The organism is Mycobacterium sp. DL99 (assembly GCF_004762045.1).
GTDB lineage: Bacteria > Actinomycetota > Actinomycetes > Mycobacteriales > Mycobacteriaceae > Mycobacterium.
The window spans coordinates 1,162,847-1,188,634 of sequence record NZ_SJOM01000007.1; the positions used below are offsets into that span (position 1 = coordinate 1,162,847).

General features: G+C 66.8%; 27 protein-coding genes. 13 read left to right on the forward strand and 14 right to left on the reverse strand.

Annotated features, from left to right (window positions below; genetic code table 11):
- Positions 1 to 72 precede the first annotated feature (72 nt).
- Positions 73 to 678, forward strand: coding sequence for a TetR/AcrR family transcriptional regulator (locus tag EYZ64_RS05835; protein WP_135452625.1), 606 nt, complete (start codon positions 73 to 75; stop codon positions 676 to 678).
- Between the two features lie 49 nt (positions 679 to 727).
- Positions 728 to 2,284 (forward strand): phytoene desaturase family protein, encoded by a 1,557-nt coding sequence (locus EYZ64_RS05840; protein WP_135452626.1) that lies wholly within the window; start codon positions 728 to 730, stop codon positions 2,282 to 2,284.
- Here the strand turns inward: EYZ64_RS05840 and EYZ64_RS05845 are convergent.
- A complete protein-coding gene (locus EYZ64_RS05845; protein ID WP_135452627.1) occupies positions 2,281 to 2,628 on the reverse strand; it encodes a UBP-type zinc finger domain-containing protein in 348 nt (115 codons plus the stop codon). The two genes, EYZ64_RS05840 and EYZ64_RS05845, sit on opposite strands and share 4 nt — an antisense overlap.
- A 33-nt stretch (positions 2,629 to 2,661) precedes the next feature.
- On the opposite strand from EYZ64_RS05845, the gene EYZ64_RS05850 reads away from it, so the two are divergent.
- Positions 2,662 to 3,102 (forward strand): SRPBCC family protein, encoded by a 441-nt coding sequence (locus tag EYZ64_RS05850; RefSeq protein WP_135452628.1) that lies wholly within the window; start codon positions 2,662 to 2,664, stop codon positions 3,100 to 3,102.
- Positions 3,103 to 3,114: 12 nt separating this feature from the next.
- Here the strand turns inward: EYZ64_RS05850 and EYZ64_RS05855 are convergent, their stop codons facing one another.
- Complete coding sequence (locus EYZ64_RS05855; RefSeq protein WP_135452629.1) at positions 3,115 to 4,782, reverse strand: alpha-keto acid decarboxylase family protein; 1,668 nt, start codon at positions 4,780 to 4,782, stop codon at positions 3,115 to 3,117.
- Between the two features lie 17 nt (positions 4,783 to 4,799).
- On the opposite strand from EYZ64_RS05855, the gene EYZ64_RS05860 reads away from it, so the two are divergent.
- The 4 genes from EYZ64_RS05860 (at position 4,800) to EYZ64_RS05875 (ending at position 8,244) form a co-directional block, all read left to right on the forward strand.
- The gene (locus EYZ64_RS05860) at positions 4,800 to 5,882 is read left to right on the forward strand and encodes a CaiB/BaiF CoA transferase family protein (RefSeq protein ID WP_135452630.1); all 1,083 of its coding nucleotides are present in this window, start codon (positions 4,800 to 4,802) and stop codon (positions 5,880 to 5,882) included.
- 58 nt (positions 5,883 to 5,940) lie between these two features.
- Entirely contained in the window at positions 5,941 to 6,846 is a 906-nt protein-coding gene (locus tag EYZ64_RS05865; RefSeq protein ID WP_135452631.1) for a universal stress protein, read from the forward strand.
- Complete coding sequence (locus tag EYZ64_RS05870; RefSeq protein WP_135452632.1) at positions 6,839 to 7,717, forward strand: universal stress protein; 879 nt, start codon at positions 6,839 to 6,841, stop codon at positions 7,715 to 7,717. Before EYZ64_RS05865 ends, EYZ64_RS05870 begins: the two co-directional genes overlap by 8 nt.
- 83 nt (positions 7,718 to 7,800) lie before the next feature.
- Positions 7,801 to 8,244 (forward strand): SRPBCC family protein, encoded by a 444-nt coding sequence (locus tag EYZ64_RS05875; RefSeq protein ID WP_135452633.1) that lies wholly within the window; start codon positions 7,801 to 7,803, stop codon positions 8,242 to 8,244.
- Between the two features lie 61 nt (positions 8,245 to 8,305).
- On the opposite strand, the gene EYZ64_RS05880 is transcribed toward EYZ64_RS05875, so the two are convergent.
- Entirely contained in the window at positions 8,306 to 9,670 is a 1,365-nt protein-coding gene (locus tag EYZ64_RS05880) for a hypothetical protein (RefSeq protein ID WP_135452634.1), read from the reverse strand.
- A gap of 457 nt (positions 9,671 to 10,127) precedes the next feature.
- Here EYZ64_RS05880 and EYZ64_RS05885 point away from each other — a divergent pair, with 457 nt between their 5' ends.
- The gene (locus EYZ64_RS05885) at positions 10,128 to 11,045 is read left to right on the forward strand and encodes a TIGR03564 family F420-dependent LLM class oxidoreductase (RefSeq protein ID WP_135459834.1); all 918 of its coding nucleotides are present in this window, start codon (positions 10,128 to 10,130) and stop codon (positions 11,043 to 11,045) included.
- On the opposite strand, the gene EYZ64_RS05890 is transcribed toward EYZ64_RS05885, so the two are convergent.
- The 3 genes from EYZ64_RS05890 to EYZ64_RS31990 are packed head-to-tail and all read right to left on the reverse strand — an operon-like array spanning position 11,042 to position 12,826.
- Positions 11,042 to 11,611, reverse strand: a complete 570-nt coding sequence (locus tag EYZ64_RS05890; RefSeq protein ID WP_286175256.1) for a sensor domain-containing protein — start codon at positions 11,609 to 11,611, stop codon at positions 11,042 to 11,044. The two genes, EYZ64_RS05885 and EYZ64_RS05890, sit on opposite strands and share 4 nt — an antisense overlap.
- Complete coding sequence (locus EYZ64_RS32315; protein ID WP_286175362.1) at positions 11,511 to 12,479, reverse strand: hypothetical protein; 969 nt, start codon at positions 12,477 to 12,479, stop codon at positions 11,511 to 11,513. The genes EYZ64_RS05890 and EYZ64_RS32315 overlap by 101 nt, the downstream gene beginning before the upstream one ends.
- On the reverse strand, positions 12,476 to 12,826 hold the full coding sequence (locus EYZ64_RS31990) for a hypothetical protein (protein WP_167857722.1): 351 nt from the start codon (positions 12,824 to 12,826) through the stop codon (positions 12,476 to 12,478). Before EYZ64_RS31990 ends, EYZ64_RS32315 begins: the two co-directional genes overlap by 4 nt.
- A gap of 249 nt (positions 12,827 to 13,075) precedes the next feature.
- Between EYZ64_RS31990 and EYZ64_RS32320 the strand changes: the two genes are divergently transcribed.
- Positions 13,076 to 13,447 (forward strand): WhiB family transcriptional regulator, encoded by a 372-nt coding sequence (locus tag EYZ64_RS32320; RefSeq protein ID WP_353653665.1) that lies wholly within the window; start codon positions 13,076 to 13,078, stop codon positions 13,445 to 13,447.
- Here the strand turns inward: EYZ64_RS32320 and EYZ64_RS05905 are convergent.
- The gene (locus EYZ64_RS05905; protein ID WP_135452638.1) at positions 13,444 to 14,610 is read right to left on the reverse strand and encodes a pyridoxal phosphate-dependent aminotransferase; all 1,167 of its coding nucleotides are present in this window, start codon (positions 14,608 to 14,610) and stop codon (positions 13,444 to 13,446) included. The two genes, EYZ64_RS32320 and EYZ64_RS05905, sit on opposite strands and share 4 nt — an antisense overlap.
- A gap of 156 nt (positions 14,611 to 14,766) precedes the next feature.
- On the opposite strand from EYZ64_RS05905, the gene EYZ64_RS05910 reads away from it, so the two are divergent.
- Positions 14,767 to 15,861 (forward strand): alkene reductase, encoded by a 1,095-nt coding sequence (locus EYZ64_RS05910; RefSeq protein ID WP_502703007.1) that lies wholly within the window; start codon positions 14,767 to 14,769, stop codon positions 15,859 to 15,861.
- A 47-nt stretch (positions 15,862 to 15,908) separates the two neighbouring features.
- On the opposite strand, the gene EYZ64_RS05915 is transcribed toward EYZ64_RS05910, so the two are convergent.
- Both EYZ64_RS05915 and EYZ64_RS05920 read right to left on the reverse strand, forming a co-directional pair.
- The gene (locus EYZ64_RS05915; protein WP_135452640.1) at positions 15,909 to 16,376 is read right to left on the reverse strand and encodes a hypothetical protein; all 468 of its coding nucleotides are present in this window, start codon (positions 16,374 to 16,376) and stop codon (positions 15,909 to 15,911) included.
- A gap of 195 nt (positions 16,377 to 16,571) precedes the next feature.
- Entirely contained in the window at positions 16,572 to 17,081 is a 510-nt protein-coding gene (locus EYZ64_RS05920; protein WP_135452641.1) for a hypothetical protein, read from the reverse strand.
- A gap of 432 nt (positions 17,082 to 17,513) precedes the next feature.
- On the opposite strand from EYZ64_RS05920, the gene EYZ64_RS05925 reads away from it, so the two are divergent.
- A complete protein-coding gene (locus EYZ64_RS05925; protein ID WP_135452642.1) occupies positions 17,514 to 18,725 on the forward strand; it encodes an acetyl-CoA C-acetyltransferase in 1,212 nt (403 codons plus the stop codon).
- A 15-nt stretch (positions 18,726 to 18,740) separates the two neighbouring features.
- Positions 18,741 to 20,888, forward strand: coding sequence for a 3-hydroxyacyl-CoA dehydrogenase NAD-binding domain-containing protein (locus tag EYZ64_RS05930; protein WP_135452643.1), 2,148 nt, complete (start codon positions 18,741 to 18,743; stop codon positions 20,886 to 20,888).
- Between the two features lie 64 nt (positions 20,889 to 20,952).
- Here the strand turns inward: EYZ64_RS05930 and EYZ64_RS05935 are convergent, their stop codons facing one another.
- Genes EYZ64_RS05935 through EYZ64_RS05945 form a run of 3 tightly spaced genes read right to left on the reverse strand, consistent with a single transcriptional unit; the run spans position 20,953 to position 23,071 of the window.
- Positions 20,953 to 21,399 (reverse strand): TIGR03618 family F420-dependent PPOX class oxidoreductase, encoded by a 447-nt coding sequence (locus EYZ64_RS05935; RefSeq protein ID WP_210115473.1) that lies wholly within the window; start codon positions 21,397 to 21,399, stop codon positions 20,953 to 20,955.
- A gap of 11 nt (positions 21,400 to 21,410) precedes the next feature.
- On the reverse strand, positions 21,411 to 21,833 hold the full coding sequence (locus tag EYZ64_RS05940) for a PPOX class F420-dependent oxidoreductase (RefSeq protein ID WP_135452644.1): 423 nt from the start codon (positions 21,831 to 21,833) through the stop codon (positions 21,411 to 21,413).
- A gap of 32 nt (positions 21,834 to 21,865) precedes the next feature.
- Entirely contained in the window at positions 21,866 to 23,071 is a 1,206-nt protein-coding gene (locus EYZ64_RS05945; protein WP_135452645.1) for an FAD-dependent monooxygenase, read from the reverse strand.
- 75 nt (positions 23,072 to 23,146) lie between these two features.
- Here EYZ64_RS05945 and EYZ64_RS05950 point away from each other — a divergent pair, with 75 nt between their 5' ends.
- Complete coding sequence (locus EYZ64_RS05950; protein ID WP_167857723.1) at positions 23,147 to 23,692, forward strand: TetR/AcrR family transcriptional regulator; 546 nt, start codon at positions 23,147 to 23,149, stop codon at positions 23,690 to 23,692.
- A gap of 1 nt (position 23,693) precedes the next feature.
- Here the strand turns inward: EYZ64_RS05950 and EYZ64_RS05955 are convergent, their stop codons facing one another.
- The gene (locus EYZ64_RS05955) at positions 23,694 to 24,404 is read right to left on the reverse strand and encodes a sensor domain-containing protein (protein WP_135452646.1); all 711 of its coding nucleotides are present in this window, start codon (positions 24,402 to 24,404) and stop codon (positions 23,694 to 23,696) included.
- Positions 24,405 to 24,434: 30 nt separating this feature from the next.
- Positions 24,435 to 25,787 carry a bifunctional WXG100 family type VII secretion target/C40 family peptidase gene (locus EYZ64_RS05960; protein WP_286174643.1) on the reverse strand — a complete coding sequence of 451 codons (1,353 nt, stop codon included), beginning with the start codon at positions 25,785 to 25,787 and terminating at the stop codon, positions 24,435 to 24,437.
- Position 25,788 lies beyond the last annotated feature (1 nt).

Consider the following 25,788-nt stretch of genomic DNA (forward strand, 5'->3'; position numbering starts at 1 on the left):
CGATCCCAAGTTTTGTCAATATTGACATTTGTGTGTCCGGGGATCGATCGGCCGTGCGGTAATTTCACTGCCATGGCCAGACCCGCGCAGACCGCGCGCAGTGAACGCACCCGCGAGGCGCTGCGCCAGGCCGCGTTGGTGCGGTTCCTGGCCCAGGGGGTCGAGGACACCTCGGCAGAACAGATCGCTGCCGACGCCGGGGTGTCGCTGCGCACGTTCTACCGGCACTTCACCTCCAAACACGACCTGCTGTTCGCCGATTACGACGCTGGCCTGCACTGGTTCCGAGCCGCGCTGGCCGAGCGGCCGGCCACCGAATCGATCCTCGACTCGGTGCAGTCCGCGGTCCTGGCCTTCCCGTATGACGTCGATGCGGTGACGAAGATCGCCGGCATGCGTGCGGTCGAACTCGACCCCGACCGGATCGTGCGGCACATCCGTCAGGTGGAATCCGACTTCGCTGATGCGGTGGCCGAGCTGCTGGTGTCGCGCCAGGGCCGAATGCCGCAGGGGGATGACCGGCTGCAGATCGTGGTGACGGCTCGATGCGTCGCCGCCGCGGTGTTCGGCGCGATGGAGCTGTGGATGGTCGGCGATGAGGCGGGGGAGCGAACGCTCCCCGAACTGGCGCGGATGTGCCGGACCGCGCTGGAAGGGCTGCGCACCGGGCTGGCGTGATGTTTTGTCATTATTGACAAAACATCCAGCTCGGTGTCAGCCTCAGTCGATGGCGGACTACGACGCGATCGTGATCGGGGCCGGGCACAACGGGCTGGCCGCTGCGGCCCTCTTGGCGCGGGCGGGAATGCGCACCCTGTGCCTGGAGGCCAAGAGATACGCCGGCGGTATGGCTTCGACCGTCGAGTTGTTCGACGGCTACCGGTTCGAGATCGCCGGGTCCCTGCAGTTCCCCACCTCGGCGGTGGTCAGCACCGAACTCGGGCTGGACACCTTGCCGACAGTGGACCTGGAGGTCATGTCGGTGTCTCTGCGCGGAATCGGTGACCCGCCGGTGGTCTATTACGCCGATCCGATGAAGATGCTCGCCCATCTCGGTGAGGTCCACGGCGCCGACGCGGTGGCCGGGATGGCCGGCCTGATGGCGTGGAGCCTGGCGCCCACCCGGGCGCTGGGCCGATTCGACGCGGGGCGTCCGCCCCGCACGCTCGATGAGATGTATGCCTGTGCGACAACGGAATCCGAACGTTCCGCGATCGATGACCTGCTGTTCGGATCGGTAAGCGGTGTCTTGGACCGGTATCTGCCGGACCGGGACAAGCACGGCGCGTTGCGCGGCATGCTGGCCTTCCTGGCGGTCAACACGACCTACCGCGGGCCCGAGACGCCGGGCAGCGCGGCCGCCCTCGCCTACGGACTCGCGGTGCCCGACGAGAACGCCATGCTGATGAAGAAACTGGTGGGCGGTATCGGTGCCTTGACCGACCATCTGCATGCACTGCTGACCGCCGCCGGTGGTGAGTTGCGGTTGCGCAGCAGCGTGGATCGGATATCGGTCGATGGCGGCCGGATCACCGGAGTGCGACTGGCTGACGGTACGGCGATCACCGCGCCCGTTGTGGTGTCGGCGATCGCCCCGGACACGACGGTCACCAAGTTGATCGACGCCGAGGCACTGCCCGCCGAGGTGCGCGAGCGGTTCACCCGCATCGACCATCGCGGTAGCTACCTGCAGATGCATTTCGCTCTCGACGGAGCCCCTACCTTCGATGCCCCGTACGAGATGCTCAACGACCCTGAGATGCAGGCTGCCATCGGCCTTTTCAGCACTCCAGAAGAACTGCAGCAGCAGTGGCAGGATGCCCGCCGCGGGATCGTGCCCGCCGATCCCGCGATCGCCTTCCAGATTCCGTCGGCCCACGATCCGACGCTGGCCCCGGCGGGCAAACACGCGGCTTCGGCGTTCGCGCTGTGGTTCCCGGTCGAGGAGTCCACGTCCGGGTACGGCGAGCTGAAGGCCGAGATGGGCCGACGCGTGATCGAGAAGATCACCAGATTGGCACCGGATTTCGAGCGCCGCATCATCCGGCACACCACGTTCACCCCGCGGCACATGGGCACCATGTTCGGCGCACCGGGCGGCGACTACTGCCACGGGCTGATCCATCCCGAGCAGATGGGTCCCAACCGGCCTGGCCCCAAAGGATATGTCGGCCAACCGCTTCCCGTTGACGGTCTCTATTTGGCCAGTGCCGGGTGCCACGGCGGACCGGGAATCACCTTCATCCCCGGCTACAACGCCGCCAAGGCCGTGCTGGGCGATTAGCGGTTACGCAGCTGTTCGGCCCAGTCTCTGGGCACGCGCCCTTTCGGGCCCGGCACCGGCTGATCTTTCGGATGATGATGCGGCGGGGCGAGTTCGGGCCCGTCGGCGTAGTCGTTGGTCTCGAAGTTCCAGAACCAGCTCTCGCCCGGCTCGAACGAGCGGATGACCGGATGCCCCGTCTCACGCCAGTGCGCCGACGCATGACGGGCCAGCGAGTCGTCACAGCAACCGATATGCCCGCACGCCGCACACCGCCGAAGATGCACCCACCAGCCATGCGCGGCGGTGCACTCCGCACATCCGGTTCCGCTGGGCCGAGCAGTGGGATCAACGGCATTGCTCATATCCCCGAGCGTAGCCCCGAGTAATCTCACCGCATGGCAACCAGCGATTCCCGTGAAGTAGTGATCGAGGCGACCCCGCAGGAGATCCTCGACGTCGTCGCCGATGTCGAGGCGACGCCGACCTGGTCGCCGCAATACCAGCGTGCCGAGGTACTCGAGTCCTACGACGACGGCCGGCCCAAGCAGGTCAAGATGACGGTCAAGGCAGCCGGGCTGACCGATGAGCAGGTCATCGAATACACCTGGAGCGAGAACAAGGTCAGCTGGACGCTGGTGCGCGCCGGCCAGCTCAAGGCCCAGGACGCCAGCTACACCCTGACCCCCGAGGGCGACAAGACCAGGGTCCGGTTCGACATCACGATCGATCTGTCGGTGCCGCTGCCGGGCTTCATTCTGAAGCGGACCATGAAGGGTGGCGTGGAGACCGCCACCGAAGGTCTGCGCAAGCAGGTGCTCAAGGTCAAGAAGGGGTAGACAGCCGCCGGATTAGCTCGAATTGGCGTCCGAGGCGGATTGCGCCAACTCGGCCAGAAGGGGCGGGATGTCCATCCGGCCCAGCATCACCTCGACGAACACCATGCGGTCCGGTGTGGCCGCCGCCGTTCTCAGCGCGTCGTCGAGCTCACCGTAGGTGCTGACCCGGAAGGTGAGCGCATCGGCGACTCCGAGCGCCGCGGGTAGCTCTGTCCAGCGCCAGCCGGTGATGTCGTTGTATTCGGCTGTGACACCGTGGATTGCGCGTTCCACGGTGTAGCCGTCGTTGTTGACCACCACCACGACGGGGGACAGGCCCTCGCGGCCGAAGGCGCCCAGTTCCTGGATGGTCAGCTGGGCGGCACCGTCACCGATGAGCAGCACCGTCCGGCGGTCCCGGGCGGCAAGCCCGGCGCCGAGTGCGGCAGGCAGGGCGTAGCCGATCGAGCCCCACAGCGGTTGGCCGATGAACGTCACCTCGGAGGCCAATCGGTGTCCGGCCATCCCGTAGAACGATGTTCCCTGATCGGCGAGCACCACATTTCCCGGGGTAAGTGCTTCAGAAAGCCTGTCCCACAGCACTTCCTGGGTCAGTGCCGCATCCCGGCCGGGTGGGTCGGTGTGCGGCCGGGTGGGATGCGGCGGCAGCGCCGGTGAGGTGATGCCGCGCTCGGTGAGGATCGCGGTGGCCGCGTCGAGCGCAGCCGACATGTCCAGCGGGGCGTAGACCTGCCCGGCCACCACACTCTGATTGACGCCGATGTCGATGGTGCGGGCCGGGTCGATGCGTTGGCTGAAGAACCCGCTGACCATGTCGGTGAACAACACCCCCGCGGTCACCAGCACGGGAGCGTCCTCGATCGCCTCGCGCACCGAATCCTCGCTGGCCGCACCGGCATAGATGCCCAGATAGTTGGGTGAGCTCTCATCGACGAGGCTCTTGCCCCACATCAGGGTGGCGTGGGCGACGGTGTCGGCCGCCAGCAGCGCATTGAGTTCGTCGACGCAGTCCAGGCGGTGCACCAGGAAATCGGCGAGCACGGTCAGCCGGTGGTCCGCGATCATCTCGGCGGCCGCTGCGGTGAACATCGCGAGTGCGCGCGGGCTCGTGCCGCCGGTGTAGCGGGGCAACGGTGCAGCGGGCGGTTCGGTGGGGAACCGGGCCACGTCGGTGGCGATCAACAGATAGCCGGGCCGCTTCTGCTCACGCACCTCCGAGAGCACCCGGTCGATCTCGCGGGTCGCTGTCGCGGGCGCCAGATTAGCCTGCGCACAGGTGATCTCACGGCTGATCCGCAGGAAGTGCTCGAAGTCGCCGTCGCCGAGCGTGTGGTGCACGATGCGCCGCGCACCCTGGGAATCCTTGGACGGCGCGCCGACGATGTGGACCACCGGCACATGTTCGGCGTAACTGCCCGCGATCGCGTTGGCGGCCGACAGTTCACCGACCCCGAAAGTGGTGACCAGCGCGGCCATGCCGCGTAGCCGGCCGTAGCCGTCGGCCGCGTACCCGGCGTTGAGTTCGTTGGCGCCGCCCACCCAGCGGAGCGTCGGGTGAGCCAGGATGTGATCGAGGAATTCCAGCTGATAATCGCCGGGGACGCCGAAGACCTCGGTCACCCCGAGTTCAGCGAGGCGGTCCAGGAGATAGTCACCGACGGTGTAACCGATTTCGCCCATCCCTTAGTGTGCCTCGCATGACCAACACCGGACCGCTCGCCGGAGTGCGAGTTATCGAACTCGGCGGCATCGGCCCCGGGCCACACGCCGCGATGATGCTGTCGGACCTGGGTGCCGATGTGGTGCGGGTGCGCCGGCCGGGTGGCCTGACCATGCCCGCCGAGAACGTCGACGTGCTGCACCGCGGCAAGCGCATCGTCGACCTCGATGTGAAGAACGAGCCGGGCAAGCTGCTGGATCTGGTCGCCAAAGCCGATGTGCTGTTGGACTGTTTCCGGCCGGGCACCTGTGAGCGGCTCGGTATCGGTCCGGCCGAGTGCGAGGCCGTCAACCCGCGGCTGATCTTCGCCCGGATCACCGGCTGGGGTCAGGACGGCCCGCTGGCCACCACGGCCGGCCACGACATCAACTACCTGTCGCAGACGGGTGCGCTCTCGGCGATCGGCTACCGCGACCGCCCGCCGGTGGCCCCGCTCAACCTCGTCGCCGATTTCGGCGGCGGCTCGATGCTCGTCGTCATCGGCATCGTCACCGCGCTCTACGAGCGCGAGCTCTCCGGCAAGGGCCAGGTCATCGACGCCGCGATGGTCGATGGGGTCAGCATGCTGGCGCAGATGATGTGGACCATGCGGGCCACCGGATCGTTGCGCGACGAACGCGAGTCGTTCCTGCTCGACGGCGGCGCCCCGTACTACCGGACCTACGAGACCTCCGACGGCGGCTACATGGCGGTCGGGTCGATCGAGCCGCAGTTCTTCGCGCAGTTGGTCGCCGGTCTCGGCCTGGACGCCGGCGAGATCCCCGGGCAGTTCGAACTGGCCCGCTACGACGAGATGCGGGCCATCTTCACCGAGCGGTTCGCCAGCAAGACGCGCGACGAGTGGACCGCGATCTTCGACGGCACCGACGCCTGCGTGACACCGGTGCTGACCTGGGGTGAGGCCGCCAAGAGTGAGCATCTGCTGGACCGGTCGACACTGATCTCCGTCGACGGTGTCGCGCAGGCCGCCCCGGCTCCGCGGTTCTCCCGGACGGCGCCGGGAACACCCGGGCAGCCGCCGCAGTCGAGCACCGATATCGCCGACATCGGCTGGGACTAGGAGCGCCTGAGGTCTTTGGTCCCTGGCCATAGTGACGCGCAGCCGCCACGATGAAGGGGTGACTTCCTCGAACGCACCTGTAGTGGTTGGAATCGACGGCAGTGATGGCGCGCTCGATGCCGCCCGGTGGGCCGGCGCGGTCGCCGAGCGGTTCGGCGCTCCGCTGCGCATCGTGCACGCACTGCCGTCGGTCGGCCGCAATCTGACCCAGACCGCGGCCGCGTTCACCGCGGCGATGATGTCCTACCAACGCGACATGGCCGAGGCGTTCCTCAAGGCCGCAGATGAAGCCGTGCGCGGCGATCATCCCGGTCTGTCGGTGTCCACGGTCTCGTTCAACGAACCCGCCGACCAGGTGCTGATCGACGCCAGCGCCGATGCGCGCCTCGTCGTCCTCGGCGGCAAGAAGGTGACGCCCGCCGCGGCGCTGCTGCTCGGATCGACGGCGCTGGCCGTGGCGACGCGGGCGGCGTGCCCGGTGGTCGCCTTCCGCGGGGAGAAGGTGGCGCCCGGTGACGGTCCCGTCGTCGTCGGGGTGGACGACAGCCCCGCCGCGCAGGCCGCACTCGAGACGGCATTCGAGTTCGCCGATCGGTTCGGGCTGGCGGTCAACGCCGTGCGCTCGCTGTCGTTGGCCGCGCCCGCCGAGACCGGTGTCACCATCCCGCTGCTGATCGACTGGGATGGCGTGGAGGCCGCCGAACTGGCCGACCTCACCGAGACCGTCGACGTCCACAACAAGCGCCACTCGGGCGTCGATGCCAAGTGTTTCATCGAGCCGGACTCGCCCGGCAAGGCGCTGTTGAAGCATGTCGCCGACTCTGGGCTCGTAGTGGTCGGGTCCCGGGGCCGCAACGCACTGGCCGGTGTCCTGCTGGGTTCGACGAGCCTGAACCTGCTGCACCACAGTCCGGTGCCGGTGATGATCTGTCGTTCTGCACCACAAGGAGATTCGCATGAGTGACCATGACGTCCGGCACGGCATCGTCGTCGGGGTTGACGGGTCGCCCTCGTCGGACGCCGCCGTGGCCTGGGCGGCCCGCTCCGCCGTGTTGCGGGGCGTCGGGCTGACGCTGGTCCACGCGCTCCCGGGCGCTGCGTCACCGGTCTGGCTGGATGTCGCGTTGCCCCAGGACTATTGGGATTATCAGGACGAGCGCGGGCAGGAGGTCCTCGATGATGCGCGCCGTGTTGCGGTCGAGACTATTGCCGGCCAGCAGGAACCTCGGATCATCGCGAAAGCGGTTCCCGGACACGCGGTGGCCACGCTGATCGATTACTCGCGGCATGCCGATCTGGTGGTTGTGGGCTCCCGTGGCCTGAGTAAATGGGGACGCCGGTTGCTCGGCTCGGTCAGCTCGAGCCTGGCGGCTCACGCCCACGGTGCGGTCGCGGTGATCCCGGAAAGCGAACACCCGTCGGACGGGCCCGTGGTGGTCGGGGTCGACGGGTCGCGTGCCTCCGAATACGCCACCGAGATCGCCTTCGACGAGGCGTCGCGACGCGGTGTCGAGCTTGTGGTGGTGCATACCTGGACCGACCTCAACTTCGAGTTCCCCGACGTGAAGTGGGAAGACCTGAGCGCGGAAGCCGAACGTGCGCTCGCCGAGCAGCTAGCCGGCTGGTGCGAGCGATACCCCGATGTCACGGTGCGGCGCGTGGTCATGCCGGACAAGCCCGCCCGACAATTGCTGGCCCAGGCAGAGACCGCGCAGCTCGTGGTGGTCGGCAATCGTGGACGCGGCGGATTCACCGGAATGCTGCTCGGTTCGGTCAGCTCGGCAGTGGTTCATTCGTCCATATCGCCGGTGATCGTCGCGCGGCAACCCAGCTAATCAGTCCCGCGCTGCTTTCTCGCCGGCGGGTTGGCATCGCAGAACCACAGCCTTGGGCGGCACGCTTCGCTAGATTCGGAGGCGTGGCCGTGCAGGCATCACGCGAGGAGGTCTTCGACGCCTCGCCGGAGGCGATCATGGAGGTGCTCGCCGATGTCGACGCGCTGCCGTCCTGGTCTACGTTGCATCGTCACGTCAAGGTCGTCGATCGCTATCCCGACGGCAGGCCGCACCATGTCAAGGCAACGATGCGGTTGTTGGGCATCACCGACACGGAAATGCTCGAATTTCACTGGGGCGACTACTGGATGGTGTGGGATGCCGAGCCCAACCTGCAGCAGCGCGGCCAGCACGTCGAATACAACCTGATGCCCGAGTTGGACAGGACGCGGGTGCGGTTCGACATCATCGTCGACCTCGCGATGCCGGTCCCGGAGTTCCTCGTCAAGCGCGCGAGGAAACTCGTCCTCGACGTCGCCGTCGAGCGGTTGCGTCAGCGCGTCATGAGCAATTCGCGCCGGCAGTAACGCTCCAGCACGTCGGCCCCGCCTTGTGGAGGAAGGCGGGGCCGACGGCTAGGGGGTGTGGTTAGTCGCTGCCCTCGCTGGAGCCGGCGTTGCCTGCGCCGCTGTCGGTCTTCTTGGTGCCGGGCTTGGCGGGCTTGCTGATGCCCTTCTTGAGCCCGTCGCGGATCTTGGAGACCGTCGAATCCACGTTCTTGCCAACCGAATCGGCAGACTTCTTGATGTCGCCGCGAATCTTCTCGGCAGCCTTGGTGGACTGGACCTTGGCCGTGACGCGGGTGCTGCTGGTGTTGGTTGCGTCAGCGGCGGTGTCGGTCTTCTCTGTAACCGTGGTGCCGGCGTCGTCTGAAACCGTTGTGTTTTCGTTGGTTTCGGTGCTCGCGGGCTCCGTCTTGGTGTCCGCATCGGACACCGTGGTCTGCGAGTCGGTCTCGGTGGCCTTCTCGGTGACGACATTTTCGACCGGAGCCTCAGTCACTGCGGTCTTCACCGCGGTGTCGGTGGTGAGGTTGACCGTGACAGTGTTGGCCGTGGCCGACGGCAGGGCCGCTGGGCTTTCGGGGGCCACGGTGTCGGGCGCGGTGCGCAACGCCATCGGCGATGCGGGTGCCGGGGCGCCGAGTGCCTGCGCGATGGCCCGGCGCACCTGCACCATCACGCCGGCGATCGGGCCGGGCAACGGGGACGACGTGGGGCTTTCGGGCGTCAGGATTCCGGGCGTGTATTCAGTCCCGTTGATCAGGCCATTGAGAACCAAGGCCGGCGTGGCGATCAGGGCGTTCACCGCCGCGACTGCGTCGCCGGCTTTGACCGAGTCGACGAAGGACTGCAGGCCGACACCGAGCTGGCCGGCGGTGCTCGACATGATCTGCAGCGTGCCGAGCACGGTACCGAACAGCGTCATCGGGTTGGCGATGGTCTGGGCCACTTTGTAGAGGTTCCCGGTGATGCCGACGGTGATCGACGACAGCGACATCAGCGGCATCGCGATACCGATCGCCAGCCCGAACAGCGGATACACCATCTGCATGATGGCGTTGTCGATCCGGCCTTGGTCCAGTGCGGCTTTCACCCCGTCCGCGTACATGGGCACGTCTTTCACCCACTGCACCACACCATTGCCCATGCCCTGGACGATGGTGCCGATCGTTTGGGCGTAGCCGGCCCCGTTGTGCAGCATCTGGCTCAGGATCGGCGCGGGGTCGGCAAGGATCTGCTCGGCCAGCGTCGTTGCGCTGACCCCGGTGTTGGTGAACAGCTTCACCCAGGCGTCCAGTGGATCGATCGAGGCGGTTAGCTGAACTGCCGTCGACTGGATTGCCGGCGCGGGTAGATCCGCGGGGATCGCCGATATCGGCGTGAGCGCGATAGCGCTGGCGCTGACCAGGGCGACTCCCGCCGCGAGCGGTGAGCGAAGTGTGACTGGCATCTAGTCCCTTTCGGTGGGTGATCTTGGACACGGGGAGAGTACCTGAGAAATCCCTTAAATCCGCAAAATTGGAACGTGTTCGTACCGGCCGGTCCTGGCGAGATATTTTCGTCAGCGTCTGCCAATTTATTGCTGCTCATACCGGTTGAGTTGCCACGGGCGCATCAACTACGAGGGCTTGCATCCATCGGTCGGCGGCGGATCAAGGTCGTTGCGTTTGGAAGTTTGATAGCCGCTTGTCAGGCGACAGGTATCCAGACCTGCTGATCTTGATGGGGGGTCGGTGGCAAATTATTTGCTGGGCTAAATCGCGGGCGGCCGGGGGGCCGGCCGATTAGCTGAGCCTTTCCAAGGTGTAGCCGAGGATCCCGGAAGAAGTTTGCTGATGGCTGTCGCGGGTATGGCGCAGCGTGAGCGGAAAGGAATAGCCCAGACGGCCGTGCCGGTTGGTGCCGGTATGCCGACCGGAGTCGTCCTCCCCCTGAACCCGTCCGCCCCCAACGTCGTCGACGCCGCGATCTCACAGGCCCGCACCGCGTCCGCGGCCGGGGTCCGTCAGATCTGGCTCGCCCAGCAATTCGACGTCGACGCCATCACGCTGGCCGCGTTGATCGGGGCTGCGGTGCCCGGTCTCGGCGTGGGCACCTCGGTGGTGCCGCTCAATCCCCGTCACCCCCTACTGGTGGCGTCCGCCGCGCAGACCGCGCAGGCCGCCGCGCACGGCAACTTCACTCTGGGGCTCGGATTGGGTTCGCACGCACCCGAACACCGGGCCTTCGGCACGGCGTGGCCCGATCCGGTGGGCCGGCTACGGGAACATCTGCAGGTGCTCCGCGCGATCCTTCACGATGGTGCGGTCGACTTCCACGGCACCGAGTTCACCGCGAGCCCGGAGTGGCCCGTGCACGTGGCCGGCGGTGCCCCCGTCCCGGTGTACGTCGCCGCGATGGGGCCCAAAGCCCTTCGCGTGACAGGTGAATTGGCCGATGGGACATTGCCGTACCTCGCCGGACCGCGCACAGTGGGGGAGTTCATCGTGCCGACGATCACCGCGGCGGCCGCCGCGGTGGGCCGGGCGCAACCGAAGGTGGTGGCCATGGTGCCGGCGCTCGTCGCCGATGACGCGGACGCTGCCCGCGACGCCGCCGCGCAACGACTGGAATTCTACGAGAGCATTCCGTCTTATCGGAAAGTCATTGCCCGCGAACAGGTTTCCAGCGTCGCCGAACTGGCGGCCGTCGGGTCACCGGAACAGGTCCGCGCGCAGTTGCAGCGCTATCTCGACGCCGGTGCCACCGATGTGGTGCTCAGTCCGATCCGGACCGAGCCGGAGGATCTGGCCGCGTTGTGGGCAGTGGCCGCCGCGCTGCCCTAGTAGTCGGTGGGAATGCGCTCCCGCAGGGAGTAGGCGACGGCGACCGCACGCGATGGTTCCTCGGCGCCGCACAGGTCGACCGCGACGACGATATTGGATTTGGCGGTAAGGGCTTGGGTGCAGTCCGGGATCGTGCTCGACGGCGCCGAATCAGGCACCGACAGAATGCCTTCCTGCACTACACGTGCTCCGAGGGTGCGGGGCTGAGCCTCGCCATGACGGTTCACCGCGGCTGCCTTTCCCGCGCAGTAACCCCAGTGGTCCTGGACCGAGGCCATGAAATTCGTGGCCTCGGCGGGGTTGGCGAATCTCATGGCCCGTTGCCGCAACCACACCGGGCCGGAAGTGGTTCCACCGGTGAACTCGCGTTCTCGCGCGGCCGGTACATCTGCCGGGTACGGCGGCAGCGCTGCGGGGATTCCCGATGGATCGCCCTCGGGTACACAACCTTTCGGCGGAGTGGAGTCACCGGTGGCAGGCGCGGCATCGGAGTTGGTGTCCGGGCCGGTGGCCTTCAGGCTGCCGGCACCGACGGTCGTCTGTACGGCCTCGGGTCCGAGCAGAATGGGTTCGAGGTCGGGCTGCCCGAAAGTACGTACGACTTCGGGGCATTGCCAGTACGGGTCGATACTGGGTCCTTTCGCGACGGGAGTCGCGTTCACCACGCCGGTGATGCGGTGTGTCGCGTCGGGCGTCACGGTGATGGAGTAACCCTGTTCCCGTGACCATCTGGCCGGCACCAGAACGTAACGTGTCGAGTTGCACTGCGGTGTAATCACCGTCGGCGGCCCACAGCTGTGTCGAGGCGAACGCGCCGTGGCCCTTGCCCTGGTCGACGGCGTACAGGTCGGTGACCCAGAACAGCGCCACCACCAGGCCCGTGGCCGCCAGGACGAGCAGTGCTCGCTCGGCAATCTTGGGTAGCCGGCCCAAGCCGGTGAGGGTCAGAGTCCAGTAGCCGGTGGCCGGTAGCGTGATGCCGGCGGCGATTGCCACCGCCATGTGCATTTGGGTGGGGTTGTCGACTATCCATTTGATCAGATTGCGCTCGGACGCCAGCCAGACCACGGCGACGGTCAAGCTCACTGCGCCGAAGCCCGCGAATAGCCATGCGATGGTGCGCAACAACGTGATTCGGCGCCCCGTGGCGGCCCAGTGCCGGAACGCGACCCCAAGGACCACCAGCACCGCGAGGACGATCAACACGCGCAGGGCTGCGAAGAAGAAGAGTCCCACTGTGGTGACGGCATAGTCGGCCGACGTGTAACCCAGAGTCGACGGATCGACACCGAAATACTGCAACTTGCTTCGGATGAAGAGCAGGCCGAAGAAGTAACACAGCCCGGTGATCAGTGATGTCGGTGCGACGACCAGGGCCGCCAGGCTCAGCCACCGCTCCGCGGACTGGGTGAGCGATTTCGTCTCGTCGCTCACGCCGGCGGCGCCTGCGTGGTGGGCGGAACCGTCGTTGTCGTGGTGATCGTCGGGGTGGGCAATGTAGTGGTGGTCTCCGGGACCGTAAGAGTGGTGGTGGTCGAGGTCGTGGTCGTGGTGTATCCACCGCTGCCGTCGTTGGTGGTGGTGGGTGGCCTGTGGGTGGTGGGCGGTCCGGACGGGGTCGTCGAAGTCGTGGGCAGGGTCACGCTCCCACTCGCCGGTGGTGGTGGCGGTGGCGAGTCTGTGTGGTCCGCCGATCCGCTACAGGCCACCGCGAGCACCGCCGACGCGACGATCGCAGTCAGGCCGGCAGCGCGCCCAAGCGTTGTCGATCCGAGCTTCATTACGCCTCCCACCAGTGTTTTTACGATGGTGGCAAATTTGGTGAGGCTGCGCGCGAGTATCGGCCTACTCGAATTGCCGGCGCCCTCGGCGGCGACGGCCATATCACTTGATCGCCGGCAGCGTGCCGAAATGGCGCGACAAAGTGTCGCGATCTGCGGTCGATTCCTTACATGATGACAACGTGCCGGCTCCGGCTGGGCTGGAAGCATGGCAGGCCACACGCCACTTCCCCCAAAGGAGTGAACGCCTTGTCCCGCACGCTTTTCGACAGCCGACCACCGCTGGAACTCGTTGCGCGACAAGCGATACGCGATACCGTCGCCACGCGTCCGGCGATCCCGGTCCACCGCTCTCCCCGCAACCTGCCACCACCCGCGCTCGACGAGTGGAGCTGGCAGCTGCACGGGCGCTGCCGGGACCATCCGGCAGAGGCGTTCTTCCCGGACCAGGTCCGGGGGCGCCAGCTGCGCAAGCGGGAGGATGCCGCCAAGGCGATCTGCCGGGATTGCCCTGTGCTGGCCCGGTGTCGCGATCATGCCCTGGCCGCCCCGGAGCCGTACGGCATCTGGGGTGCGATGACGGCCAGAGAGCGCGCCATCGTGTTGAGCGACGAAGGCTAGCCCCGCAACACGCCGAGGCGGCGGATCGCCTCTTCCATGGTGTCGTCGCGCTTACAGAAAGCGAAGCGCACCAAGTGATTCCACAGATCGGCGTGCGGAGCCTCCGGGTCGCAGAACGCCGACATCGGGATCGCGGCCACCCCGGCCCGATGCGGCAACTCGGCACAGAACTGCGTGCTGTCCGAATATCCGAGCGGCCGTGGGTCGGCGCACAGAAAGTACGTGCCGCGGCTGTCGTGTACCTCGAACCCGATGTCGGCCAGTGCATTGCCCAGCCGGTCGCGTTTGGCCTCGAATGACTGGCGCAGGTCGGCCACCCAGCCGTCCTCGTGGTTGAGTGCGTGGGCCACCGCGGGCTGGAACGGGCCGCCCCCCACATAGCTCAGATATTGCTTGGCAGCACGGACCCCGGCGATGAGTTCGGCCGGCCCGCAGGCCCAGCCGATCTTCCAGCCGGTGACGTTGAACATCTTGGCCGCGCTGGAGATGGTCACCGTGCGATCCGCCATGCCGGGATATCCGGCCAGCGGCAGGTGCTCGACACCGAACACCAACTGCTCGTACACCTCGTCGGTGATCACCAGCAGGTCGCGTTCGATGGCCAGCGCCGCGATGGCGCGCAACTCGGCATCGGAGGCCACCGCGCCGGTCGGATTGTGCGGGGAGTTGAGGATCAATGCGCGGGTCTTGGGCGTCACGGCCCGGCGTAAACCTTCTACGTCGATCACGAAACCGGCACCGTCGGCGAGCAGCGGCACGGCCCTACGGACACACCCGGCCATCGCGATCACGGGGGAGTACGAGTCGTAGAACGGCTCGATCACCAGTACCTCCGAGCCCGGCTCGACCAGGCCGAGGACCGATGCGGCGATGGCCTCGGTGGCGCCGACGGTCACCAGCACCTCGGTGTCCGGGTCGTAACTGATGCCGTAGTGGCGTTTGCGCTGGGCGGCGATCGCGTCGCGCAACTCGGGGATGCCGAGGCCGGGCGGGTACTGGTTGTGGCCTTCGGCGATGGCGTTCTGCGCCACCTTGAGCATCTCGGCCGGGCCGTCCTCGTCGGGAAAGCCTTGCCCGAGGTTGACCGCGCCCAGTCGGCCGGCCAGTGCAGACATCTCCGCGAAGATCGTCACGGCGAAGGGCTGCAGTCTGTGCACGGTCATGAGCGTCGAGCGTAGGCGTGGTTGCGCGCCGAGACTGCGGTGAGATCGCGAAATTCGGCGAATCCGCGATCTGGGCGCAGGCTCGGCGGCCTGGACGCAGGCTCGGCGGGAATGATCCGGCCGCGCCCGACGCTTTAGAGCGGCGTGACCTACAAAATGAACGCCGACGCCGCATTGCTGCAGCCGATCCAGGTCGGCGACACCGCCGCTGCCAACCGTCTGTTCATGGCACCGCTGACGCGTTCGCGCGCCGACGCCGATGGCACCCCGTCGCCGCTGGCCGCGCAGTACTACTCACAGCGCGCCGGTGCGGGCCTGATCATCAGCGAGGCTACCGCCGTCGCCGAGACCGCCAACGGTGCCTACATGAACACCCCGGGCATCTACACCGACCGCCACCAGCACGGCTGGGCCGAGATCGCGGAATCCGTGCACGCCGCGGGCGGCAAGATGTTCGTTCAGCTGTGGCACGTCGGCCGGATGGCCCACCCCGACATCAGTGGCGTCGAGCCCGTCGCTCCCTCGGCGATCGCGGCCGATGTGGTTACCCACACCCCCACCGGTAAGAAGCCGCTGCAGACGCCGCGCGCGCTCGACGCCGCGGAGATCCCGGAGATCGTCGAGCAGTTCCGGGCCGCCGCCCGACGCGCGATCGACGCCGGCATGGACGGCGTGGAGATCCACGGTGCCAACGGCTACCTGCTGCACCAGTTCGCCTCCGATGTGGTCAACAAGCGCACCGATGCCTACGGCGGTTCGCCGGAGAACCGGGCCCGCCTGACCGCCGAGGTGGTCGAGGCCGTCGTCGACGAGATCGGCGCGGGCCGGGTCGGGCTGCGCATCTCGCCCGGGAACACCGCCGGCGGCATGCAGGAGAACGACACGGTCGGCACCTACGAGGCGTTGTTGGAGCGCATCGCGCCGCTCGGGCTGGCCTACCTGCATGTGCTCATCGACCCGGCCGAGCACACGTTCGGCGTCGTCCGCGCTCTGTGGTCGGGGACGTTCGTCCTCAACACCGGCCGGGCCACCGGTACCGACTTCTCGCAGTTGGAGGGCTACGCCCAGTGGGGTGCGGTCAGCGCTGTCGCGGTCGGGCGGGCGTTCCTGGCCAACCCGGACCTGATCGACCGGCTGATCCTGGGTGCGGCGCTCAACGAACCCGATATGGCGACGTTCTATGCGCCTGGACCCGTGGGCTATACCGACTATCCGACGCTGATCGAGATCGAGGAGCCTCGCTCGGCCTGACGGCTTCTACCGCACGTTGATTCTGCGGTGAAGGCGCAAAAGTGTGGTCAGTCCGTCTCGACCTCGGTCGCGCTAGACAAGTCCTCGATGGCGACCGGCGCCGACCCGGTGAAACGCACCCCGATGCCGAACTCCTCGCCCATTGCGAGGCCGCACTCGGCGAAGCGGATCATCCAGGAACCGTCGGCCCAGATGATCGCCTCGGGCATGTCGAACGGCGCCTCCGGCCCGTCGAGCCGTTCGCGGTCCACCGAGTCGAGCGCCCACACAGGATCGGTGAGCTCGGCGACGAGATAGCGCGAAGCGGCGGCTGCGAGCCCGTCAAATCCGGCGATCGCCTCTGCAGCGGAGTCGACGGCCGCATCCGTCGGCGGTCCTGCCGGTTCCACGACGATGCTGACCGTGCGCGGTTCGTCACCGGGCAGAGCGGCCGACCAGCAGACAAGCTCCTCCGAGAGTCCGATGCGGTCCAGCACGGTACCCCGCACCTCGACTTCCTCGGGTAGGTCGTTCATGCGGCAAGTCAACCTCAGTAGCTTCTGGCTCTGTGGCTCAGGTCTACGTCAACGCGGAGTGACGAGCGATCGGCGTGTAGCGCGACGTGAACGTGTCCGTGGCTTGCAGGCACTGGTGCTTGACGCCGGAGCGCCTCGGGTCTCGGTGGCGTGCCGGCGGATCTCAGCCTCGAGCGGATCCGGATGAGCTGTGGGTCAGAGACGGGCAGGTCTCAGCGGCTCAATGACCTGGGCCTCGGAGCGCTCGCGCAGCTTGAGAAGCGCCTCGTCAAGGCTCGAGCCGAGTAGGTGGAGGGTGTTCATGCCGCGCGATTCCCACACCGGAAACTCCTCGTCGGCATGGCGGCTTGCGACGTCCCAGAGGAGAAGGTCGCCGTTCTCGCTCCAGCCGAAGACTTCGAGTCGTTCGGCGAGGTCCCAGCTACCGTCGGGCTCGATCATCCAGTCGAATTCCTCCTCTTCGCCGTCGCGGAAGACCGTGTGGAAGTGTTCGGTGAGGTTTGCTGCACGGGCCCGCCCGTCTGCGAAACCGGGTTGCACGGGCGGGTAGATGAGCCACAGGCCGAACGTGCGGGCCCAGCCGCAGGAGCGAACAAACTCGCGGTAACTCTGGGGGTACCCGCTACCGTCCGGGAAACGGAACGAATCGAGTGCCTCGAAGTCGACATGCTCGTGCGAGGGGGATTCAGGCGCGGGGACACTCATGACTCGATTATGGTCGGGTTGCTGGAGCCACGTCCCTGGAGCCAGATGGAGTGAAGGCGGCGACCGTCAGTCCCACACCAGGAACACGATGCGTTCGCGTCCGGACACCTGCAGGGATCCGGCAGCACTCCTCGAGCGACTTCCACGTTCGACTCGATGATTCCGTCGCTCTGCAGCGACTCGGTATCGAGCCGGGCCTCCAGGCCGACCGCGGACGCCGTGGTCGCGCGATGACGATCGATTCGGGGCACACGTCGCCGTTCTCCTCGTCCGTCTCGGTGTCCTAATGCAGCCCGACAGGAGATGCTGAGCACAGGCCCAACCAACGGGTTGGGCGAGCCTGTTAGGCTGCGGTCAGCGTGCTGCCCACATTCGCTGGGCGGTTCCACAACCCAACCTGAACCTGGACGCCGATACGGCAGGGGAGCAGACATGTCCGAAGAAGCCTTCATCTACGAGGCGATCCGTACGCCCCGTGGCAAGCAGCGCGGCGGCGCACTCAACGAGATCAAGCCGGTCAACCTGGTTGTCGGCCTGATCGAGGAGATCCGCAGCCGTTACCCCGACCTGGACGAGACGCTGATCAGCGACGTCATCCTGGGCGTGGTGTCCCCGGTCGGGGACCAGGGCGGCGACATCGCCCGCACCGCCGGTCTGGTGGCCAAGCTGCCCGAGACCACCGGTGGTTTCCAGCTCAACCGCTTCTGCGCGTCGGGCCTGGAGGCAGTCAACCTGGCCGCCCAGAAGGTCCGTTCCGGCTGGGACGACCTGGTGCTGGCAGGCGGCGTCGAGTCGATGAGCCGCGTTCCGATGGGCTCCGACGGCGGCGCCTGGGCGTCAGACCCGGAGACCAACTACCGCATCGGTTTCGTCCCGCAGGGCATCGGCGCCGACCTGATCGCCACCATCGAGGGCTTCTCCCGCGACGACGTCGACGCCTACGCGGCGCGGTCGCAGGAGCGCGCGGCGGCGGCCTGGTCCGGCGGCTACTTCGCCAAGTCGGTCGTCCCGGTCAAGGATCAGAACGGCCTCGTCGTCCTGGACCACGACGAGCACATGCGCCCCGGCACCACCGCGGCTGACCTGGGCAAGCTGAAGTCCGCGTTCGAGGGCCTTGGCGCCATGGGCGGCTTCGACGACGTGGCGCTGCAGAAGTACCACTACGTCGAGAAGATCAACCACGTCCACACCGGCGGCAACAGTTCGGGCATCGTCGACGGTGCCGGCCTGGTGCTGATCGGGTCAGAAAGCGCAGGGAAGGCTCAGAATCTCACCCCGCGCGCCCGCGTCGTGGCCACCGCCACCAGCGGCGCCGACCCGGTCATCATGCTCACCGGCCCCACCCCGGCCACCCAGAAGGTGCTCGACCGTGCCGGCCTGACCGTCGATGACATCGACCTGTTCGAGCTCAACGAGGCCTTCGCCTCCGTGGTGCTGAAGTTCCAGAAGGACCTCAACATCCCCGACGAGAAGCTCAACGTCAACGGTGGCGCTATCGCGATGGGCCACCCGCTGGGCGCCACCGGCGCCATGATCACCGGAACCATGGTCGACGAGCTCGAGCGTCGTGGCGCTCGGCGTGCCCTGATCACGCTGTGCATCGGCGGCGGCATGGGCGTGGCCGCCATCATCGAGCGCGTCTGAGAGGGTTGAGAATCAATGGCTGAGAACACCATTCAGTGGGACAAGGATGCCGACGGCATCGTCACCCTGACGTTGGACGACCCGACCGGTTCGGCCAACGTGATGAACGAGCACTACAAGGAATCCATGCGCAACGCCGTGGACCGCCTTGTGGCCGAGCAGGATTCGATCACCGGTGTGGTCATCACCAGCGCGAAGAAGACCTTCTTCGCCGGTGGCGACCTCAAGGCGATGATCAACATCGGGCCCGACAATGCCCAGGAAGCCTTCGACACGGTCGAAGGCGTGAAGGCCGACCTGCGCAAGCTGGAGACCTTCCCCAAGCCCGTCGTCGCGGCCATCAACGGCGCCGCCCTCGGTGGCGGCCTGGAGATCGCGCTGGCGTGTAATCACCGCATCGCCGCGGACGTCAAGGGCAGCCAGCTCGGTCTGCCCGAGGTCACCCTGGGCCTGCTGCCCGGCGGTGGCGGCGTCACCCGCACCGTGCGCATGTTCGGCATCCAGAAGGCCTTCATGGAGGTCCTGAGCCAGGGCACCCGGTTCAACCCCGCCAAGGCCAAGGAGGTGGGCCTGGTCAACGAGCTCGTCGGCACGGTCGACGAATTGATCCCCGCCGCCAAGGCATGGATCAAGGCCAACCCCGAGGCCGGCACGCAGCCGTGGGATGTCAAGGGCTACAAGATCCCTGGTGGCACCCCGTCCAGCCCGGCGCTCGCCGCGATCCTGCCGTCCTTCCCGGCCCTGCTGAAGAAGCAGCTCAAGGGCGCCCCGATGCCCGCACCGCGGGCCATCTTGGACGCCGCTGTCGAGGGTGCGCAGGTCGACTTCGACACCGCCAGCCGCATCGAGAGCCGTTACTTCACCTCGCTGGTCACCGGCCAGACCGCCAAGAACATGATTCAGGCGTTCTTCCTGGACCTGCAGGCCATCAACGGCGGCGCATCGCGGCCCGAGGGCATCGCCAAGCAGGAGATCAAGAAGATCGGTGTGCTGGGCGCGGGCATGATGGGCGCCGGTATCGCCTACGTGTCGGCCAAGGCCGGTTACGACGTCGTCCTCAAGGACGTCACGCAGGAAGCCGCTGACAAGGGCAAGGCGTACTCGGAAGGCATCGAGGCCAAGGCGCTCAAGCGTGGCAAGACGACCGAAGAGAAGTCTGCGGCTCTGCTCGCCAAGATCACCCCGACCGCCGATCCGCAGGATCTCAAGGGCGTCGACTTCGTGATCGAGGCCGTCTTCGAGAACCAGGAACTCAAGCACAAGGTGTTCCAGGAGATCGAGGACATCGTCGAGCCCAACGCGCTGCTCGGCTCGAACACCTCTACGCTGCCGATCACCGGTCTGGCGACCGGCGTGAAGCGCCAGGAGGACTTCATCGGAATCCACTTCTTCTCGCCGGTCGACAAGATGCCGCTGGTGGAGATCATCAAGGGCGAGAAGACCTCTGACGAGGCGCTGGCCCGGGTGTTCGACTACACGCTGGCGATCCGCAAGACCCCGATCGTGGTCAATGACAGCCGCGGCTTCTTCACGAGCCGTGTGATCGGCACCTTCGTCAACGAGGCGCTGGCCATGCTGGGCGAGGGCGTCGAGCCCGCTTCGATCGAGCAGGCGGGTTCGCAGGCCGGTTACCCGGCCGCGCCGTTGCAGCTGAGCGATGAGCTCAACCTGGAGCTCATGCACAAGATCGCCACGGCATCCCGTAAGGGCGTCGAGGACGAGGGCGGCACCTACGTGCCGCACCCGGCCGAGGCCGTCGTGGAGAAGATGATCGAGCTCGGCCGTCCGTCGCGTCTGAAGGGTGCCGGCTTCTACGAGTACGTCGACGGCAAGCGGACCCAGCTGTGGCCCGGCCTGCGCGAGGCATTCAACTCCGGGTCCTCGACCCCGCCGCTGCAGGACATGATCGACCGCATGCTGTTCGCCGAGGCGCTGGAGACCCAGAAGTGCATCGACGAGGGCGTGCTCACCTCGACCGCTGACGCGAACATCGGCTCGATCATGGGTATCGGCTTCCCGCCGTACACCGGTGGTTCGGCCCAGTTCATCGTCGGTTACGAGGGCCCCGGTGGCGTCGGCAAGGCGGCGTTCGTCGCCCGTGCCAAGGAGCTGGCCGCCAAGTATGGCGACCGCTTCCTGCCGCCGGCCTCGCTCGAGAGCTAAGCGCGAAACGTCAAAAGCCCCCGGCGCGAGTCGGGGGCTTTTGCGTGCGCGGCATCGAGATATCTCAGCCGGGGTTCGAGTACACCCGCGTCGGCGTGATCAGGACCGCGGCGCGGCGCTCCTCGCGCATGACGCGGTCGTAGGTGTCCCAGTCGTCGTGGGTGCCGCCGGCCGCTTCGAAGACGGTGCGCAGGAGCACTCGTAGCGCCTCGGCGTCGGTGTCGGGATCGAGGTCGTCGGGCCCGATGATCTCGACGGTGCCCTCGACCGTCACCCATTGCCAGCCGGCCCGCGCCACGACCGTGGCCCGCGGATCGGCCCGGAGGTGCTGAAGCTTGCGCGCTCCACCGATGGCTACGAGCGCGACGACCGGTTCACCGGTCCGTGGGTGCGCCATCACGCCGGCGTTCACCACCGAGGACTGGATGCTGCCGTCGCGGCGCAGGGTGCTCAGCACGCAGAGCCCGTGATCGCGGGACAACATCTCGGCGAATGCGGAAACTTCAGCCACGATGGCTCCTTTCAATCCGCCACGTCGAATGCAGCATGGATTTTTGTGGGCTTGACCCGCACCACGAGTTCGCCCGGCACGCCGTTGCGCCGGCCGAATTCTTCGGCGCGGTCTGCGCCCATATACCGGCCACCGGTGCGGGTGGCGATGTCGAGCAGCTCGCCGGGATCCTCGCTGATCGAGGCGACGCCCTGGATTTGGACGAACGCATACGGCGGATTGGTGTCGTCGACGCACAGCACCACTCGCGGGTCTCGGGCCAAAGCCCGCCCCTTGGCGGTGTCCTTGCCGGTGTTGAAGACCAGCGCGCCGTCATCCACCACGAACCACACGGGCGCGGCCAACGGTCGGCCGTCGGCCGCAACCCAACCCAGCACCGCGGTGCGGGTGCCTTCGGACAAAAAAGCGATCACGTCGTCGGAGAGTTCGCCCATGCGGCCACGCTACGCCCGCTTGCGAGTGCTGATCACGGAAGCGCGGCGGGCCAGGTAGGCAGCGGCATGGTGTCGTAGAGCCGTACCCCCTTGGTGTTGAGCCGGGCCAGCGCCTGGGTCACACCCAGCGGCAGCAACGAGATCAACTGGCCCGTGCCCACGAGTGCGCGTATGCCCCAACCACTCATGGGCACCACGGTTTTCGCATTGACGCGCGCCAGCTTTCGGCTACCTTCAACTGGCGCGCGCATCGTGCGTTCGCAGGCGGCGAACGCCGCGGCGTAATCGTCACCGGCCCGGACCATCTCGGCAGCCAGGACGTAGGCGCCGTACACCGCGAGGCTGGTGCTGCCGCCGACGGCCGGGCCGGGACAGTAGCCCGCATCCCCGACGAGAGTCACCCGGCCCCGTGACCACGTGGACATCTGCAGCTGGGTGATGGCGTCGAAGTAGAACGTCGGGGTCCGCGGCACCTCGTCGAGCCAGCGGTCCACCTCGGGGGCCATGTGCTCGAACGCGGCGCGCAGTTGCGCCTTTTGGCGCTCCGCATCGCGGTAGTCGTAATCCAGCGGTTGGCTCGGGCGGAAGATGTAGACCGCACGCGCATCGTCGAGGTGGTCGGCAGTGTAGATCCCGGCCATGTGGCCGGGTTTGAAGTAGCCGGTCATCTCGCCGTCACGGGCCATGTCCTTCGGCACCGACACCACAGCGAGGTATCCACCGAGGAAGCTCTCGGAAACGTTGTCGCCGAACGTCAGACGACGCACACCAGAGTGCAGCCCGTCGGCTCCCACCACCACGTCGAAGCGCCGGGGTGGGTTGTGCTCGAAGGTCACGTCCCCATCGGGCGAGATCGAGGTGATGGTGTCGCCGAAGAGATACTCGACATCGTCACAGCCTGCCTGGAAATAGATCTCGCTGAGGTCATCCCGCATGATCTCGACGTGCCGGTCGGACATCGCCCCCATGATCTTGACGTAGTCCAGGCGGGTGGGGTGCGACGTGCCGGGTCGATGGATGATCATCTGGGTGGTGCCGGTGGCGTGTGCCTCGATCTCGGGCAGCACGCCCATGCGTTCGGAGATCTCCATCGCCGGCCGGAACAGGTCGACGGCGTGACCACCTGTCTTGCGTAGTGCGGGTGAGCGTTCGACCACGGTGACGGCGACTCCGTGTCGAGACAGCCAGTAGGCGAGTACGGGCCCGGCGATGCTGGCGCCGGAGATGAGTACCTTCACGATTCCCCTTACTTAACGGTCGGTAAGTGATTCTGTCGTGAGCTTACCTATCGTTAAGTAAGTTAGGCTGGCTACGTGGCCAAGCCTGCATTGGATACCCGGCAACGCATCCTGGATGTGGCGCGCGAGCTGTTCACCGAGAAAGGCGTTGTGCGCACGAGTCTGCAGGACATCGCCGACCGTCTGGGCATCACCAAACCCGCGTTGTACTACCACTTCCGGTCGCGTGAGGACCTGGTCCGCAGCATCGTGCAACCCCTCATCGACGAGGGTGAAGCCTTCATCGCCGAGCAGGAAAGCAGGCGTGGAGCGAACCGGGCCTCGGCGCGGGAGCTCCTCGAGGGCTACTTCGACTTCCACTACCGGCACCTGGCCGACCTCGTGCTGATCGTCTCCGAGCTGACCACCCTGGCCGATCTGGGGCTGATCGACCAACTGCTGGCCTGGCGGGCCAGGCTGGGGGTGCTGGTGTTCGGCCGGCGCCCGACGCTCGAACAGTCCACCCGCTCGGTCATCGCCTTCGGCGGCCTGCAGGACTGTTGCCTGCAGTTCCCCGACACTCCCTACGAGCAGCTGCGTACGGCGACCGTGGACGGTGCCATGGCCGCACTCGGGTTGTGACTCAGCCGAGCTTGCTCACGAGCTTGTCGGCGACCGCGGCGACGACGGCGGGAGATTCGCTGGATGAGACCCCTACGATCGCCGAGCCCGCCAGTCGATACTCCGAGGCGTCGCCGGAGCTCCCGCCTGACAAGCTGGGATTGGGCTTGCGCTTCTCGGTGAAGCGTGCGACGTCAGATCCGGCCTCACCCGGGGTGACGGTGAACGGGATGCCTTCACCCGCTGACGCCTTGGCGCATGCTGGAATCCCCGCGGTGAGCTGTCCGAATTTCTGCGATGCAGCGGCAGCGGTGTCATATAGAGCGATGGTCTGGCTGACATAGTGCTGGCCGGGCGCGCCCGCCCACTGCGAGACGTACTTGGTAGTGGCTGGGGTACCCGCGGCGAAGTACAGCGTGTTCACCGCGTCACACACAGCCATGGGACCCGGGTCCGGTACGCGCGGTGTGGTTTCGGCCGGGTCCAGTGCGTCGAATTCTGCGGCGCCGGGGTTTGCCTGCTGCACAACGCTGTTCAGAGCATCAACAGACAACGTCAGCGTTGCCGGATCGGTAGGTGCGGTTGTGGTGTCCACCGGGGTCGCGGTGACGGAGGCCGCGTGGACGGGACTGGCGGACGGGGTGGCTCCGACGGTCGACGGGCCTTGCGAATGGCAGGCACTCACGGTGAGCAAGGTGGCTGCGCAAAGGGCGTTGAGGGCGGTCGTTCTCATGTTGGTCTCCTGGCTCGGATCGTAGAGGAATCAGTTGGGCCGCACCACGCGGACGGTGCCGTCGGAGGTGGTGGCTGCCTGTGAGTGTGCGGGTGTGCCGGACTCACTGGTCTCGACCGTGACTCCGTTGCCCATGTAGATCGCGACGTGTGCCCCCGCGACCCCCTGGCCGCCGTCGTAGTAGATGACGTCACCGGGTTGCAGTTGCGAGGTGTCCAGCTTCGGCCCGGTCTGCACCACCGACCCGAACGCCCCGGCCCCCTCGGTCATGTGCCCGTACTGCACGGATGTTCCCTTGCCCGGGTCGTACCCGGTGGCCTGATAGATGGCGTATTCGGAGAGGCCGCTGCAATCGAATCCGGTGTGTTCGTAGTCGTGCATCTTGTCCGCGTACTTGTCTGTTCCCCGCGCCGGTGCCCCAGAGGTTGCGCCGTCCTTGCTTCCGCCACCCCAGACATACCGTGTGCCCTGTTGATTCTCGGCCGCACCGACGATCTTGAGCTTTTTGTCGGTGACCGCCTCCGGCAGCGGGTAGGCCTCGGGAGGCTGCCCCGCTGGTCGTTGGGTGCCGTCGCCGTTCTTGCCGTTGAGATAGTCACGCCAATTCTGATCGCGTGCTTCGCCCGGCGGCTGCGGGGGGTATCCGGGCGGATTCGTCTCTCCCTTGGCGTCGACCTTCCACCCTGGCTTCGGGGGCACCTCCGCCGGGTCGCCGGGTGCGTGGGGCACTTTGTACCCGGGGTCGCCCGGTTTGGCATCCGGGCCCGGAACCGGCGCGTTGGTGTCGTCGGTGTTGGGCTTCGGCTGGTCTGGAGGCGGCTGCTGCGGAGTATTCGGGTCTTTGGGCTTGTCCTCGGACGGGTTGAGGCCGTCGGTGGCCTTGCGTATCGCGTCGGCGAGTTCCCGGTCCTGGCTGTCGAATTGGGCCAGCAGGGTCTTGAGCTTGACCGAGTTGGCGGCGGCGAGTTGCCGGAGCTCAAGGGCCGTCACCGGGCTCAGTTTGGCCACCGCATCCAGTGGGCCACCCGGACGGACAGACACAGTCCCGTCGTCGGCCACCTGGAAGCCGAGTTGTTTGAGGCTGTCCACGTCGTTGATCAGGCTGCTTCGGCTGGATGACAATTTCCCGCCGCCGTCTGTCAGGACCGTTTGCAGCCGCTGCAACGTGTCGGCCACCTTCTGGTGATCGGTGAAAGTGCGGTTCGCGCCGGCATTTGCGGCATCAGCGGCCGAGCCCTTCCAACCGTCGTCCAGCCGTTTCAGGGTGCCGTGCCCGTCGGCGATCTGTTGGGAAACCTTGCCGGCGGAGTCTGCCGCGCGGCGTCCGGCGTCGGTCAACTGCTCGGGGTGAGAGTTGCTCACCCCGGAGATCGTCATCGTCATG

Coding starts and splice junctions, on each gene's coding strand:
- EYZ64_RS05955 (WP_135452646.1), bottom strand. CDS start 24,404: ATGAGAACGACCGCCCTCAACGCCCTTTGCGCAGCCACCTTGCTCACC.
- EYZ64_RS05840 (WP_135452626.1), top strand. CDS start 728: ATGGCGGACTACGACGCGATCGTGATCGGGGCCGGGCACAACGGGCTG.
- EYZ64_RS31990 (WP_167857722.1), bottom strand. CDS start 12,826: ATGAAGCTCGGATCGACAACGCTTGGGCGCGCTGCCGGCCTGACTGCG.
- EYZ64_RS05925 (WP_135452642.1), top strand. CDS start 17,514: ATGTCCGAAGAAGCCTTCATCTACGAGGCGATCCGTACGCCCCGTGGC.
- EYZ64_RS05960 (WP_286174643.1), bottom strand. CDS start 25,787: ATGACGATGACGATCTCCGGGGTGAGCAACTCTCACCCCGAGCAGTTG.
- EYZ64_RS05920 (WP_135452641.1), bottom strand. CDS start 17,081: ATGAGTGTCCCCGCGCCTGAATCCCCCTCGCACGAGCATGTCGACTTC.
- EYZ64_RS05870 (WP_135452632.1), top strand. CDS start 6,839: ATGAGTGACCATGACGTCCGGCACGGCATCGTCGTCGGGGTTGACGGG.
- EYZ64_RS05860 (WP_135452630.1), top strand. CDS start 4,800: ATGACCAACACCGGACCGCTCGCCGGAGTGCGAGTTATCGAACTCGGC.
- EYZ64_RS05850 (WP_135452628.1), top strand. CDS start 2,662: ATGGCAACCAGCGATTCCCGTGAAGTAGTGATCGAGGCGACCCCGCAG.
- EYZ64_RS05855 (WP_135452629.1), bottom strand. CDS start 4,782: ATGGGCGAAATCGGTTACACCGTCGGTGACTATCTCCTGGACCGCCTC.
- EYZ64_RS05930 (WP_135452643.1), top strand. CDS start 18,741: ATGGCTGAGAACACCATTCAGTGGGACAAGGATGCCGACGGCATCGTC.
- EYZ64_RS05845 (WP_135452627.1), bottom strand. CDS start 2,628: ATGAGCAATGCCGTTGATCCCACTGCTCGGCCCAGCGGAACCGGATGT.
- EYZ64_RS05910 (WP_502703007.1), top strand. CDS start 14,767: ATGAACGCCGACGCCGCATTGCTGCAGCCGATCCAGGTCGGCGACACC.
- EYZ64_RS05915 (WP_135452640.1), bottom strand. CDS start 16,376: ATGAACGACCTACCCGAGGAAGTCGAGGTGCGGGGTACCGTGCTGGAC.
- EYZ64_RS05885 (WP_135459834.1), top strand. CDS start 10,128: ATGCCGACCGGAGTCGTCCTCCCCCTGAACCCGTCCGCCCCCAACGTC.
- EYZ64_RS05905 (WP_135452638.1), bottom strand. CDS start 14,610: ATGACCGTGCACAGACTGCAGCCCTTCGCCGTGACGATCTTCGCGGAG.
- EYZ64_RS05940 (WP_135452644.1), bottom strand. CDS start 21,833: ATGGGCGAACTCTCCGACGACGTGATCGCTTTTTTGTCCGAAGGCACC.
- EYZ64_RS05880 (WP_135452634.1), bottom strand. CDS start 9,670: ATGCCAGTCACACTTCGCTCACCGCTCGCGGCGGGAGTCGCCCTGGTC.
- EYZ64_RS05835 (WP_135452625.1), top strand. CDS start 73: ATGGCCAGACCCGCGCAGACCGCGCGCAGTGAACGCACCCGCGAGGCG.